The 11,786-nt window shown below is 64.1% G+C and carries 15 protein-coding genes; 7 read left to right on the top strand and 8 right to left on the bottom strand.

What is annotated here, in order from left to right; translation table 11 throughout:
* Window positions 1–292: 292 nt before the first annotated feature.
* Window positions 293–820, top strand: coding sequence for a hypothetical protein (locus tag ACFLEY_RS05210; RefSeq protein WP_211433858.1), 528 nt, complete (start codon window positions 293–295; stop codon window positions 818–820).
* Between the two features lie 40 nt (window positions 821–860).
* Here ACFLEY_RS05210 and ACFLEY_RS05205 read toward each other — a convergent pair whose 3' ends face one another.
* Window positions 861–1,451, bottom strand: coding sequence for a hypothetical protein (locus ACFLEY_RS05205; RefSeq protein WP_060910162.1), 591 nt, complete (start codon window positions 1,449–1,451; stop codon window positions 861–863).
* Window positions 1,452–1,718: 267 nt separating this feature from the next.
* Between ACFLEY_RS05205 and ACFLEY_RS05200 the strand changes: the two genes are divergently transcribed.
* From ACFLEY_RS05200 to ACFLEY_RS05185, 4 genes are all read left to right on the top strand, one after another.
* Window positions 1,719–1,937 carry a hypothetical protein gene (locus ACFLEY_RS05200; protein ID WP_060910160.1) on the top strand — a complete coding sequence of 73 codons (219 nt, stop codon included), beginning with the start codon at window positions 1,719–1,721 and terminating at the stop codon, window positions 1,935–1,937.
* Window positions 1,934–2,161: a hypothetical protein gene (locus tag ACFLEY_RS05195; RefSeq protein ID WP_060910159.1), complete on the top strand. Its 228-nt coding sequence runs from the start codon at window positions 1,934–1,936 to the stop codon at window positions 2,159–2,161. The genes ACFLEY_RS05200 and ACFLEY_RS05195 overlap by 4 nt, the downstream gene beginning before the upstream one ends.
* On the top strand, window positions 2,154–2,402 hold the full coding sequence (locus tag ACFLEY_RS05190; RefSeq protein ID WP_060910158.1) for a hypothetical protein: 249 nt from the start codon (window positions 2,154–2,156) through the stop codon (window positions 2,400–2,402). The genes ACFLEY_RS05195 and ACFLEY_RS05190 overlap by 8 nt, the downstream gene beginning before the upstream one ends.
* 248 nt (window positions 2,403–2,650) lie before the next feature.
* Window positions 2,651–3,325 carry a hypothetical protein gene (locus ACFLEY_RS05185; protein ID WP_129557473.1) on the top strand — a complete coding sequence of 225 codons (675 nt, stop codon included), beginning with the start codon at window positions 2,651–2,653 and terminating at the stop codon, window positions 3,323–3,325.
* A 163-nt stretch (window positions 3,326–3,488) separates the two neighbouring features.
* Here ACFLEY_RS05185 and ACFLEY_RS05180 read toward each other — a convergent pair whose 3' ends face one another.
* The 7 genes from ACFLEY_RS05180 to ACFLEY_RS05150 form a co-directional block, all read right to left on the bottom strand.
* Window positions 3,489–3,764, bottom strand: a complete 276-nt coding sequence (locus ACFLEY_RS05180; RefSeq protein ID WP_129557472.1) for a hypothetical protein — start codon at window positions 3,762–3,764, stop codon at window positions 3,489–3,491.
* A 241-nt stretch (window positions 3,765–4,005) separates the two neighbouring features.
* Window positions 4,006–4,821: a hypothetical protein gene (locus tag ACFLEY_RS05175; protein WP_396604546.1), complete on the bottom strand. Its 816-nt coding sequence runs from the start codon at window positions 4,819–4,821 to the stop codon at window positions 4,006–4,008.
* Window positions 4,822–4,841: 20 nt separating this feature from the next.
* Window positions 4,842–5,243 (bottom strand): hypothetical protein, encoded by a 402-nt coding sequence (locus ACFLEY_RS05170; protein WP_396604545.1) that lies wholly within the window; start codon window positions 5,241–5,243, stop codon window positions 4,842–4,844.
* 42 nt (window positions 5,244–5,285) lie between these two features.
* Entirely contained in the window at window positions 5,286–5,786 is a 501-nt protein-coding gene (locus tag ACFLEY_RS05165; RefSeq protein ID WP_211433856.1) for a hypothetical protein, read from the bottom strand.
* 59 nt (window positions 5,787–5,845) lie between these two features.
* Complete coding sequence (locus ACFLEY_RS05160; RefSeq protein ID WP_060910153.1) at window positions 5,846–6,142, bottom strand: hypothetical protein; 297 nt, start codon at window positions 6,140–6,142, stop codon at window positions 5,846–5,848.
* Window positions 6,143–6,561: 419 nt separating this feature from the next.
* Entirely contained in the window at window positions 6,562–8,022 is a 1,461-nt protein-coding gene (locus ACFLEY_RS05155) for a GH1 family beta-glucosidase (protein WP_060910152.1), read from the bottom strand.
* A gap of 2 nt (window positions 8,023–8,024) precedes the next feature.
* Entirely contained in the window at window positions 8,025–9,026 is a 1,002-nt protein-coding gene (locus ACFLEY_RS05150; RefSeq protein WP_028173556.1) for a family 16 glycosylhydrolase, read from the bottom strand.
* Window positions 9,027–9,479: 453 nt separating this feature from the next.
* On the opposite strand from ACFLEY_RS05150, the gene ACFLEY_RS05145 reads away from it, so the two are divergent.
* Together ACFLEY_RS05145 and ACFLEY_RS05140 are read left to right on the top strand one after the other, a co-directional pair.
* On the top strand, window positions 9,480–9,701 hold the full coding sequence (locus ACFLEY_RS05145) for a dodecin (protein ID WP_011084181.1): 222 nt from the start codon (window positions 9,480–9,482) through the stop codon (window positions 9,699–9,701).
* A 179-nt stretch (window positions 9,702–9,880) separates the two neighbouring features.
* Complete coding sequence (locus ACFLEY_RS05140) at window positions 9,881–11,785, top strand: sensor domain-containing diguanylate cyclase (RefSeq protein WP_060910151.1); 1,905 nt, start codon at window positions 9,881–9,883, stop codon at window positions 11,783–11,785.
* Window position 11,786 lies beyond the last annotated feature (1 nt).

Below are 11,786 nucleotides of genomic sequence, written 5' to 3'. Positions count from 1 at the left end.
AACGACAGAATGTCCTCACTCAGGATCCGACGGAGAAGGCGGAGCTCAATACCTATCTGGAAGCGGTGGCCGACCAGTTTGGCCTGCGCTGGCTCGAGCAGGGCGGCGGAAATCCAGTGCGGGAGCTATGGCAGGACGGACATGCACTCGCGACCAACGAGATGCTGACATTGGGCCACGCCGTTTCGAATCTGGCCAAGGCGCACCCGGCTTGGACACGGCACCAGATCAATCAAATGAAAATCGGCAGCGCTGGCGAACGCGCTGAAACATCCGCAAGGGTGTGGCGAACATGGAGAAGCATTGCGCCAACGTCGGCCAGGACGTGTGTCGGACGCTGTTCCTCCGCATGTCGGCCACCGCCTCCATGCAGGAGTGCGTCAAATGGGCCAACGATTACTTTGGTCAATACCCGGACACGAAGGTCGAACTCATCCTTCTCTACCAGGCCGTCCCCGCCGTCGACCTGAAAACCAACAAAGTTGCCGTCTCGCACTGCTTCCTGCCGGTGCCGGGGCCGAATTTCGGACAGCGGACGGCGGGGCGGGGCTCCGAGAAGTTCGGAATCTTCCCGCTGATAGGCACCGTGCACACGAATCCCACTCGGCTGTTGCTCTCCGATGGAGTCAACGCCAGATCGTTCGACGGTCACTACGTGTTTCAGCGCGGGGACATCTTCCACCAACACGACGCGTCGCCGGGTCCCTCGACGTTCGAGCTCCGAAACCCCGCACCCGGCATCTTTCATCACGCCGTGGTGGGAGACACGGTGTTTTCGATGAAGGGCTCGCAGGACGGGCGTCTGCTCCTTCTGCCCTGAGGCCAGTCGACGGCTACATGCGAAAACTCGGCGGGCGTGATCATCCCCGAACGAATGGCTGGCAGAGCCGGGCGGCCATTTCGCTTGGGACGTTAGGGCAAGTTTCCTGGATCAGTTGGGGAGTGAACTTCGTGAAGCTGGTTTCTCTTTCCCGGGCCCGTTTGATTCCATCGGGATACATCGCGAGCAGCGCCTCGGTAAGATTGGCGGCTGTGACGTAGCTCTGGACGTCGTAGCTGAAGCCCAGTCCGTATCGGGCTGAGATCTGATTGGAAAACATGGTCGCGAGTCCCTCTTCGATCACCGGCGCCTCCGCTCCGCCGGTCGGGGACAGCAGATGAATCGTCTCATGTGACAATTGGAAGAGCGCTCGCTTGACGTCTTGGCGAGCGAGCTCGGTGAGGACGACCGAAACATGCCTTCGGTTACCCGGGTACCAGATATGCGGAACATCGCCATCGAATTCGATGCCCAGCGGAGTCCACGTCGGATCGCGAGGTCCGAAGCGGGCTTCGGCCTCCGCGAGCAGCTCGCTGAGCTGGGTTGTCAACGTCCAACTGAACCAGCCGGTGGGAAGCCGGGTGCGGCGGAAGCCCTCGGCAGGGTCTCTGGAAATTTGCTGATATACCATTCGATCCTCGCAGTCCTGTTCACGTCCACATATAAGTCGGCGCCGACTCTTGCGAATGTTCTTGATATGTTCTAATCTGCCTACATGAACGACCGTCGTTACCACTCTGCCGCGCGCGTTGTCGAAGGCCGCAGGCCCAGCGTCCTCGAAGACCGCCGCGTGGTCCTCGATTTCATCCGCGTCTGCGAAATCGTCGGCATCATCGATTCCGAAACCGGCCGAATCCGGTCCCCGCAGGGGGACGTTGACGCATCCGCGAGGTGATCGGTGGGACGGCGGCATCCGAGCCGCGTTTTCGGCGGCAGGATCATCGCCGCCGAGATGAAGGCGGATTCCGCGAAGAAGGAAGCGGCCGACAAGCTGCGCGAGGCCGCCGCCGAGACCCTGCCAGGCTTGGAATTACCGGATGATCGGTTTCGGCGGGCCGGTGCAACCATCGCCGAAGCGATCGCCGGCGGTGAACAGACAGGGGACAATGGCGCATGACCGCACGCCCGGAAGCCGCAGCGCCCCTGCCCGACCTCGACGCGGCCGCCGACCAAGCCATTGCGGCCTGCGGTGGCGACGCCCGCGAGGCAGTGAAGGCGCTGATTGTCGCGAGCGACTTCCTCGAGGCCCAGCTCGACGAGCTCCGGACGAAAGTGTCGACCGGCTACGCGCGTGGCCGGCTCCCCGCAGCGCGCGAACGCAAGGATGACGCAGATGTCTGACGTGACCTACTACGTCGCTTTGCCGTTCGTCCCTTCCGACGACGGCATCGCGCCTGGCGAGGCGACCGAATGCCTCAGCGCCAACGCCGCCGTGATGCGGGCCGAGGTGCTGTCGCGCAAGCCAGGCGTGGTCGATGCCCTCGCATTGTCGCGGACGGGCGATCCGTCCAGCGGCGATTTCGGCGACGCCAAGGGTATCGGGAAGTTCGGAGAGGTGCCGGATGACCTGAGCGCGCTGTGATGCCATCGCGCGGAGTGGATTCGGTTGCCGCCGGAGGCGTCGGAGCAAGATTCCAAGGATTCGTTCATCACGACGAGAGAAGGCGCGCCGGACCGGACCGGGCGGCGCCGCTCGTTAATCTGCTGGAAGCCGGGCCGGCGCCAGAACCGCGGAAAAGAAGCGCGGGGACGTTCATGGCGGAATGGGCGGACGGGGAATTGGCGGCGTTGGTCAGGCGGGTGCTCCCGCCCCGGCGTCCGGAATGGCGTGTGCAGGTCGTCGACAATCCCGACGAGGCCTGCGCGATGTTCGCCCAAGACCTTCTTCGGGTACAGCGCCACTGGCGGGAGGTCGTCTACGACGCCGGCCTGCATTCCGTGATGATGCATCATCCGCTGAGCCTGGTTAGGATGCGCGGGGGCGCACGCATCGGCATCGAGATCTGGCGGACCAGAGCGATCCGCAGAGAGAAGCAGAGCCTTACGGAAGTCCCCGGCTACCTTGCGCGAGCCGTCGAGGGGCAACGATTCGCGTTCGACAAGAACCGGAAGAAGGCGGAGCTCCTGGCGCTGGCGGCGCAGGGGCCGAAGTTGGGTCCGGTCCTAGCGCCGCCCGCGCGGATGCGGCGGCGCCAGGACGCGCTGGACGACCTCGTCGGTCGGATGAGGTACGCCGGCGGCTTCCACGTAGCGGCCGCCGATTACGAAAGGTGGTTTCCGGAAGCTGGCGTGGCCGTGTTCAGACTGTTCGATGGCGACGACGTTCCGCTTGCCACGCTCGTCAACGAGGCCAGGGACGGTCTACCAGCGCTGCATGATCATGAGTTCGAGGATTTCTTGGTTCGGCTGCGGTGGGACATGGAGCGGGCCGGATTAACCGAGCTGAACACAAGCCCCGGTCTTGCTCCGGACGACGACGATGCTCTGTCGAGGCTGGGCGCGTAGGTTAGCTGTCCGTCGGCTTCAGCGGCGGCCATGGAAACGAAAACAGCGACTTAGAATGACTGCACACGTTGCAAGGGCAGTCCTTGCCATTCCATGAACGTCATGCTGCTTCCGCGAAAATAGCATAACCGAGCGGCCGAGGCGCACGCGCGTCGTCAGATGCTTACTTCGCGCTGCCGGGCGCGCCTCCCTGCACGAAATGGACTTTAATCTTGTCGCGGCCCGATAGGCGCGCGCGTATTTTCTGATCCGCTTTGACTCTGTCGACGAACGAAGACGGAAGTGGAGCGACTTTGGGCTCTCTGTCCGCGAGCGACAAGCGGCCTTGTTCACGTCGCAGCTGCTTCAGCTCCGCGACGATTTCCTTCCGACGCCCGTCGCTTTTGCACATCTGCACCTCCTCGCGAAGGTCATCGATGCGAGATACCAGCTTGATCACGATGGCCCGCCGTCTCTGCTGCTGCTTCTTGCTAATGATGGGAGGGCGTCGAGGACCACGGCTCAACTCTGAAACTCCTGCTGATTCGCCAAGACTGAAGCTTGCCAAAAGAGAGCCCAATACCGAGCCACTGACAACGCGGTTCGCATTGGAAGAAGGTCGAAGTTCCCGATACTTGCCGCACGGGCAGGCGACGCTTCCGCCGACGAGATGACGCCCGGTTGGCAGAGCGGCCGGGCGATCAATCCAGTTTTTCGGCCCATTCGCCGATTTTCCGATCGATCTGCTGGAATAGGCTTCCGGAGACGATGTCGTCGAGCACGATCGCGGCGCTCACGAAACCTTTCTCACCCTTCTTCGCCGCAGGCAGGCGCCACGCCTCATAGCGGGTCACCCCGGCCCGGGTCCCCTTGGGCGGCATCCGATCCAGCCACAGACGGTTCGCGGTCGCGGGCTTCTCGTCGCGCATGTTCTCGAAGAGCCAGCGGAAGTCGCTGACCGTATCGAACGTGGGTACGAAATGCGGTATCAGATAGTCGCGCACGATATTGTCCAGGTCGTGCAGCACGCCCCTCGGCATGCCGGGGCTCGGCCTGACCACGAGCTGAAGCGCGACCGGCACGGCCAGCGGCGACATCAGCCAGTCCCACTCCTGCTTGAACGCGGCGACTTCCGCCTGCACGCGCTGCTTGAACTGCGTCGACTCGCCCGGCTTCGTCGGAAGCTCGCCCAGCTCGATCCGCAGCGGCGCGCTCCGGAACATGGTGTCCCATTGCTTGGGGAAAGGATTGAAGACCCCTCGCCGCGGCACGTCGAACAGCCATGCGAGCGAGCCGGTGGTAACGCTCGCATAGGCGAGTGCAGAGTTCTGGGCGTTCCACCGGTAGAACTGCAGCATGGCTTCGTACTTCGCGCTGCCCAGCGCAGCCCTGTTGGACGCTTCCTCCGCGATGAACTCGCGAAGGGTCCGCATGTCTTCGAATCGGTCGCGGCCATCCATGTAGTCGTCGCGGTCCGCCATTCCGGCGATTGCGAGATCGTCGCGGAAGGCGCTCATCGAACGCACGTCGACCGCGATTATCGGCTCGTCTTGCCCGTGCCTGCACGAAACCGACAAGGCGTGGATCTGGCTATCGTCATGGTAGAGGACTTTACGATCAGGGCCGCCGAGGGTGGAATCGGCCGTCCCGAACAGGTCGAGCAATTTTTGGCGATCGTGTGCGCCTGGGGCGCATCGTGGCGGGTCGTCGCCAATCGCAGATCAAGTGCGATGTCGCCCTTAAACGCTTGCCGACCTCGGCGGTCCATGTCCTTCAGCAGGCCGTCCTGGAACTTGATGCGGTCGCCTTCGCGCATCTTCTTGGACTGCGGCTCGACGTCCGAAACGAAGAGATGGAACCGCCTGGCCTTGCGCCCGCGGTAAAGCTCCAGCTTCTTGCCGTCGGAACGGGTAGCCTTGGCAGGGATGCGCAATTTCATGGCGACCCCTCTACCATGCGGCCCATCGCGTGCGCCACCGAGCTAGTCCGGCAGCTCGACGCCCTCCGGCAGATCGTCCGGATCGAGCTTCATCTCCATCCGGAAGCCGTGGAGCGTAGCCCGCCGGTGGCTCAACTTCGTGCCGTGCAATACGACGAACTTGAAGCGTTCGCCGATCATCATCTGCAGGATCGGCGGCAGCGCATCCATAGGCAGCGGAAGGAGCCCGGTGATCGGATCGCCGTAGCCGTCGAGCGATCCGACGCCTAGCGGCCGCAGCGCCTTCCGCTCCTCCGGATCCAGGTCTTTCGACGGCAGGAATGTCAGCGCGATCCGGTCCGTCCTCAGACCCTTGGGATGCAGCAGCCGGCCCTGGACCTGGAGATGGCGGAATTCATGGTAAGGATCGATCGGCTGACGGTCCGTGTTGAGGCTGAGCGAATAGCCCCAACCCCAGTCCTTGATCGCGACGACGTAGTAGACGTCCGGCTCACGCAGCGTGCGCCGGCGCTTCTTCCTGGTCGGCTTCGGTTGGGCAGCCATCGGGATCCCGCCTCTCGGCCCAGCGGCGCCAAGCTATCCGAGTCGAGCGCGGCCGAAAATCAGTCGAGTCCTTGGGCCGCGGCAACCGCGCGCAGCGCCGCGAACGTGCCGCCCGGTTTCAGGAGCGCCTCCACTTCCGCCTCGAAGTCGCTACGCGGCATATGGGCCAGGTCGCGCCATCGCCGGGTGGCGCGCGGTTCATAGAGCTCGTTGTCGAAGACCAGCATGAACTGGGCCTGCACCAGCTCGTTCTCGCGAAGGCGGTCCCGCAGCAGCGGCACAGCCCCGGCGGCCTCGCTAACAGCGCCGACCCTCGAGATCTCGTCCCGCAGCGCCTCGCGGAGCTTTTCTTCCATGAAGTCCAGGAGATCGTGGACGAAGTCGGCGAATCCGGTACGGTACGGGTGTCATGGCAATCGCTCCGTTCGATGAAGGTGCGGGGACGGAGTAGCCGCCGAAGGTTTCACATGGGTCTCATTGGTGCTGCTGTCGGCCTGATCCTGCGAAGGGGCGGGGCTGCCACTGCCGCCCAAGCGCCGGTCGGCCGTTTCCGACCGAAATCAAGCCGCCGGCGGATCGCGGTGGCCAAATTCAGCGGCTGAATTGCAACCGAGGATAGGGTGCGGCGGATTCCGTTACACTCTTATGAGTCCCAAACCCGGATCCGATACACTCTTATGAGTCCCACGTGACAATCTTATGGGTCCCACAGCCACCGGAATCATAGGGTTCTTTGGTTAATATGACACTCTTATGAGTCCCGGGACAAACAACCTCACACCCCGATCGCATTCCTTGCCACCACGTCGCGATAGAACGCCGCGCTCAGTTTCGCGACCCTCGCCTGCGTCTCGAAGTCGACCCGGTAGAGGCCGAAGCGTTTGCCGTAACCAAAAATCCACTCGAAATTGTCCATCAGGCTCCAGAGGAAATAACCGCGGATCGGCACGCCCTCGGCGACGGCGCGCTGCATCTGGGTCAGATAGTTGCGCAGGAACATGATGCGGTCGAGGTCGTAGACCTGACCGTCGGCGGCGATCCTATCCTCGGACGAGGTGCCGTTCTCGCTGATGTAGAGGGTCTCGATGTTCCAGATCTTCGCGGCAAGGCGCGGCGCCCAGTAGATCACTTCGGGGCCGACCCGCAGCCATTCCGAATTCATGTGCGGGAACGAGGTGGGGAACGGCAGCACATGGAAGCCGGGCGCGCGGTCGGAGGCGGTGACATAGAACTGCGGCGCGTAGATGTTGAGGCCGACGAAGTCGGTCGGCGCACCGATGATCTTCAACTCCTCGGCGGTGAATTTCGGCGCGTCCGCGCCGGCGTAGGCGAGGAAGCCGTCGGTATATCTGCCCTCCAGCACCACGCCGAGGAAGCCGGCATTAAGCTCGCGCGTCGCGATCTCGGCGGCACGGATGTTTTCCGCCGTTGCGATCGCCGGCACGCAGGCCGCGATGTTCTCGGCTGCGCCAACCCTTGTGCCGGCGCGCCCCGAGGCGCGAATCGCCTGCACCGCAAGCCCGTGCGCCAGCGCGACGTGATGGCGGGCCTGGTTCAGCTGCACCGCCGGCAGCTTGAGGCCGGGCGCGTCGATGCCCCAGCCATAGCCGAAATTCACGAAGCGCCCGACCTCGTTCACGGTGAAGACGTTCTTGACGCGATCGGTCAGGCGTGCGGCGACGTACGCAGCGTAGTCGGCAAAGGCGTTCGAGGTGTCGCTCGACTGCCAGCCGCCGACGCGGTCCTGGAGCGCCTGCGGCAGGTCCCAGTGATAGAGCGTCGCATAAGGCTCGATGCCGCTCGCAAGCAGCTCGTCGACGAGGCGGTTGTAGAAATCGAGCCCCTTGGGATTGGGTTGACCCGTCCCATCAGGAAACACCCGCGGCCATGCGATCGAGAAGCGGTAGGCCTTGACGCCGAGCGCCTTGATCAGCGCGACGTCCTCCTTGTAGCGGTGATAGTGCTCGTTGGCGCGGTCGCCGGTGGAGCCGTCCTCGATCTTGCCGGGCGTGTGGCTGAAAATGTCCCAGATCGATTTGCCGCGGCCATCCTCGTTGACGGCGCCTTCGATCTGGTAGGCCGAGGTCGCCGTGCCCCACAGGAAATCCTTCGGGAAGGGTGCACCGCGCCCGGCCGATGGCGTTTCGCTCTCCGCAGCGCGAACGCCCGTCGCGGCTCCCAGCGCGGCAAGGCCCGCCAGTTTGGCAAAACGACGCCGCGAGAAATCCGCTGACATTTCTATCTCCGCGCCTGCTCCATGTCGATCTGATAGGCGGAAATCCGGTCGATCTCGAATGCGACGCTCGGCGGCGATTGCGCATCGACGGGACCGACGCCGACGAAGAACTTCGAGCCGATCGCGAGATTGACGATCAGGTACATGGGATCGTCAAAGCCGATCGGCACCTTGATGTCGGAGACCGGCTTGCGGTCGATGAAGTAGACCAGGCGATCCTCCTCCCACAGCACACCGTAATTGTGGAATGTGCTCGAAGCGTCGCCGACCGCGAAGTCGAAGCCGCAGGACTGGATCTTCTGGGTCGACGGAATCCGCCAATGCGTCGTCATCACGAGATCGCCAGGCCGCTCGCCGCGGCCTTCCAGCACATCGACCTCCGGCGGCCAGCCGCCGTCGTCCGCCAGCATCCAGAACGCAGGCCACACCGCATGGCCGACCGGGACCTTGGCGCGGATTTCGAAATAGCCGTGCTTCTGCGCGAACCTGCCCTGCGTGGTCAGGATCCCGGAGATGTACTCGTTGTTGAACAGAACGGACTTCAATTCCTGCGGCGTGCGGCTCGCGACGATCGAGAGCACGCCGTCCTTCACCTTGAACGGATCAAGCCCGAGCGGCGCCGATGCGCGCCCCGTGTAGCGCGGATCGACATAGATCTGCTGCTCGCCATTGGCGCTGGTCTTGCGCTTGAAGTCGGAGCCGTCGCCGCCCCAGTAGCGCGCCTCCGGCCACGCCGCGCCGCCGGCATAGTGCGGCACCCAGCGTCCGCCCGACAGCGGGTGCTCGTCGAAATCCTCGTTGAACGTCCGCCGCAACGGCAGGAACATCAGCGAGGCAGGATTGACCGTTTCGAGCTTGCGGCATTCGATCATGGACGGATCGGTCGTCACTTGCAGCGACATGGTGCCGGGCGCGCCGTCGAGATCGTCCTGCACTGCGCCGATCGCAGGCACGGCGGACAGACTGATTGCGACCAGAGCGCTCTTCGTCCAACGGCCGATCATCGCTGCACATCGAAGGTATAGGGAAACGGACCGAGGCTAACGCGCCCGCCTTGGCGCGAGCAAGAGCGGCCATGCGGCGGCGCACGAATTTGAGGGCACCGCCCGCAGGCGCGAGCCAAATATTCGTGCCCTTGCACAAACTGGGAACCGCCGATGGGCGGCCCGGCGCTCCGTCAGGTTCGAGGCGGCATCTGGCTTCATGCCCTGGGCCTATCCACTGCAACACGACTGCTGATGGCGCCGGTCGCATTTCTGTCGGTCGGCATCGGCTATCTCTTCTTCACCGCGGCAACACTCGCGGGCGCGGCCTGCTCCACCTTGGCTGGCGCATGCGGGCCATCACGGAGCACGGAACCCGAAGCGCGGGCGTCCGTTCAATCTGGAGGCCCAACGCTCTCGAATACACCGCGGGAGCGGTATCCGGGCCCGTCAAAGCACAGGGGAAGACGCGCCATGCCCACAGCCGAGAAAGATCACGTCTACAAGATCCTGGAACTGGTCGGATCGTCCGAGACCTCGATCGAGGATGCGATCAAGAACGCGGTCAGCCGCGCCGCCAAGACCATCCGCGAGATGAAATGGTTCGAGGTGGTGCAGACGCGCGGCCACATCGAGAACAACGCCGTACGCCACTACCAGGTGACGCTGCGCGTCGGGTTTACGCTGGAGGAGTGAGGCAGGAACGCCGGGCGGATCCGGCGTGAGGTCAGCGTGGTTAACATCAGCCGACGATAACCCATCGAAACATCGAGGACCGGTTCCGGCCGAATACGGGATTCGCACAATCAGCGCGGATGACGCAACAGGCCGTTAAGGCGAAAGTGAGAGGTTTGCACCGAAATGGAGCAAGCCTGATGAATACGGGCCGCGACCTCGGGAAAACGCGTCTTCCGCTCTGGGCGGCGGGTTTTGTCATGCTGACTTGCTTCGCCATCCTGGGCCTGAGCGGCTGGCGCGAATGGGAAACGCGCAATGCCGAGCTCAGGACCGCCGAAATCGACGTGACCAACCTCGCGCAATCGCTGATCCAGCATGCGGACGACACGTTCGAACTCGTCGATACCATCCTCGTCGGGCTGGTCCATCGGCTCGAGCTCGATGGAACGGGTCCGGACACTATCGCAAAGCTCCAGACCTATCTGCCGACCCGCAAATCATCGGACCGCATCCGCGGCATCTTCGTCTATGACGAGACCGGCCGCTGGCTTGCCACGACCGAGCAGGTCGACTTCTCCAAATTCAACAACAGCGACCGCGAATATTTCCAGCGTCATCGCGACTCGCCGGATCCGGGCACACTGATCGGACGCCCCGTCAAGAGCCGGGCCGGGGGCCAGTGGATCATCACTGCGTCGCGCCGGGTCAACCATCCCGACGGCAGCTTCGCCGGCGTTGCCCTGCTCACGATCGACGTCAGCTATTTCGTCAAGTTCTACGAGCGCTTCGACCTCGGTCCGCACAGCTCGGCGTCGCTGCTGAACAACGACGGCATCATGCTGGCGCGCAGCCACGACGAGAGCGGCGCCTTCGTCGGACGCGACCTGTCCAACGCGCCGTTGTTCAAGCAATGGAAAAGCCGTCCGGCTGCGGCAGTCTACTATTTCAAGTCGCCGCTGGATAACGTGCAGCGGCTCAGCTACTACCAGCGCAGCAGCCGCTATCCCCTGATGGTGCTGGCGAGCAAGTCGCAGGACGACGTGCTGGCCCCTTGGCGCCGCGCGGCGGGTGCACGCATGACCGTTGTCGTCGGCCTCGTCCTGCTGATCGCGGCGATCGGCTTTTACCTGGTCCGTCAGCTCTTGCAGCGGCAGCGCATGGCACAGGCTCTGATCGCCAAGGAAGCCCATTTCCGCCTGCTGGCCGAGCAATCCAGCGACATGGTGACCCGGATCGGACTGGACAACCGGCTGATCTACGTTTCTCCGTCATGCGCGCGCATCATCGGCTGGTCTTCCGACGAACTCCTGGGGACGTCGGCCGTGGCCGGGGTTCACGCGGAGGACATGGAACGGGTCGAGCAGGCCATTGCCGCGCTGAAGAATGGCGAGGCCGAGGAGGCGAGGTTCGTCTACCGTCAGCGCCATCGCGACAAGGGCGAGATCTGGGCCGAGTCGGCCCTGCACGTGACCCGGGCGTCCGACAGCGGCGAGATCGACGGCGTCGTCGCGGTGGTGCGCGACATGACCGAGCAGAAGGACTTGCAGAACAAGCTCGCCTCGCTCGCGGCGACCGACGGCCTCACCGGGCTCGCCAACCGGCGCGCATTCGATGAGCGCCTCGCGGACGAATGGGCCCGCGCCCGCCGCGATGGCACCCAACTCTCGCTCCTGCTGATCGACGTCGATCATTTCAAGGCGTTCAACGACCATTACGGGCATTTGGCCGGCGACGGCTGCCTGCGTGCGCTGGGGCGGATCCTGTCCGCTCATCCCCGGCGGCCGGCCGACTTCGCGGCGCGCTACGGCGGCGAGGAGTTCGCCGTGCTGTTGCCGAACACCGACGCCGACGGCTGCGCCAGGGTCGGCGAGGAGATTCGCGGTGCGTTGCGCGACCTCGCCATGCTGCATGCACAGAATCCGCCCTCGCGGCTCGTCACCGCGAGTGTGGGCGGCGCGACGGCGTTTCCATCCGAGACCACGACCGACTCCAGCGCGCTGGTGGCGGCCGCCGACCGCGCGCTCTATGCCGCCAAGGACAGCGGCCGCGACCGGCTGGTGATGTCGGGACAGGTCGTGCCCTGGCCCGCGAGGAGCGCGTGAC

This window comes from Bradyrhizobium sp. YCK136, assembly GCF_044570075.1.
In the GTDB taxonomy this organism is placed as follows: domain Bacteria; phylum Pseudomonadota; class Alphaproteobacteria; order Rhizobiales; family Xanthobacteraceae; genus Bradyrhizobium; species Bradyrhizobium diazoefficiens.
This window is presented reverse-complemented; position numbering and strand designations above follow the sequence as displayed.

Coding starts and splice junctions, on each gene's coding strand:
- ACFLEY_RS05210 (WP_211433858.1), top strand. CDS start 293: ATGGAGAAGCATTGCGCCAACGTCGGCCAGGACGTGTGTCGGACGCTG.
- ACFLEY_RS05205 (WP_060910162.1), bottom strand. CDS start 1,451: ATGGTATATCAGCAAATTTCCAGAGACCCTGCCGAGGGCTTCCGCCGC.
- ACFLEY_RS05195 (WP_060910159.1), top strand. CDS start 1,934: ATGACCGCACGCCCGGAAGCCGCAGCGCCCCTGCCCGACCTCGACGCG.
- ACFLEY_RS05190 (WP_060910158.1), top strand. CDS start 2,154: ATGTCTGACGTGACCTACTACGTCGCTTTGCCGTTCGTCCCTTCCGAC.
- ACFLEY_RS05175 (WP_396604546.1), bottom strand. CDS start 4,821: ATGAGCGCCTTCCGCGACGATCTCGCAATCGCCGGAATGGCGGACCGC.
- ACFLEY_RS05170 (WP_396604545.1), bottom strand. CDS start 5,243: ATGAAATTGCGCATCCCTGCCAAGGCTACCCGTTCCGACGGCAAGAAG.
- ACFLEY_RS05165 (WP_211433856.1), bottom strand. CDS start 5,786: ATGGCTGCCCAACCGAAGCCGACCAGGAAGAAGCGCCGGCGCACGCTG.
- ACFLEY_RS05160 (WP_060910153.1), bottom strand. CDS start 6,142: ATGGAAGAAAAGCTCCGCGAGGCGCTGCGGGACGAGATCTCGAGGGTC.
- ACFLEY_RS05155 (WP_060910152.1), bottom strand. CDS start 8,022: ATGTCAGCGGATTTCTCGCGGCGTCGTTTTGCCAAACTGGCGGGCCTT.
- ACFLEY_RS05150 (WP_028173556.1), bottom strand. CDS start 9,026: ATGATCGGCCGTTGGACGAAGAGCGCTCTGGTCGCAATCAGTCTGTCC.
- ACFLEY_RS05145 (WP_011084181.1), top strand. CDS start 9,480: ATGCCCACAGCCGAGAAAGATCACGTCTACAAGATCCTGGAACTGGTC.
- ACFLEY_RS05140 (WP_060910151.1), top strand. CDS start 9,881: ATGAATACGGGCCGCGACCTCGGGAAAACGCGTCTTCCGCTCTGGGCG.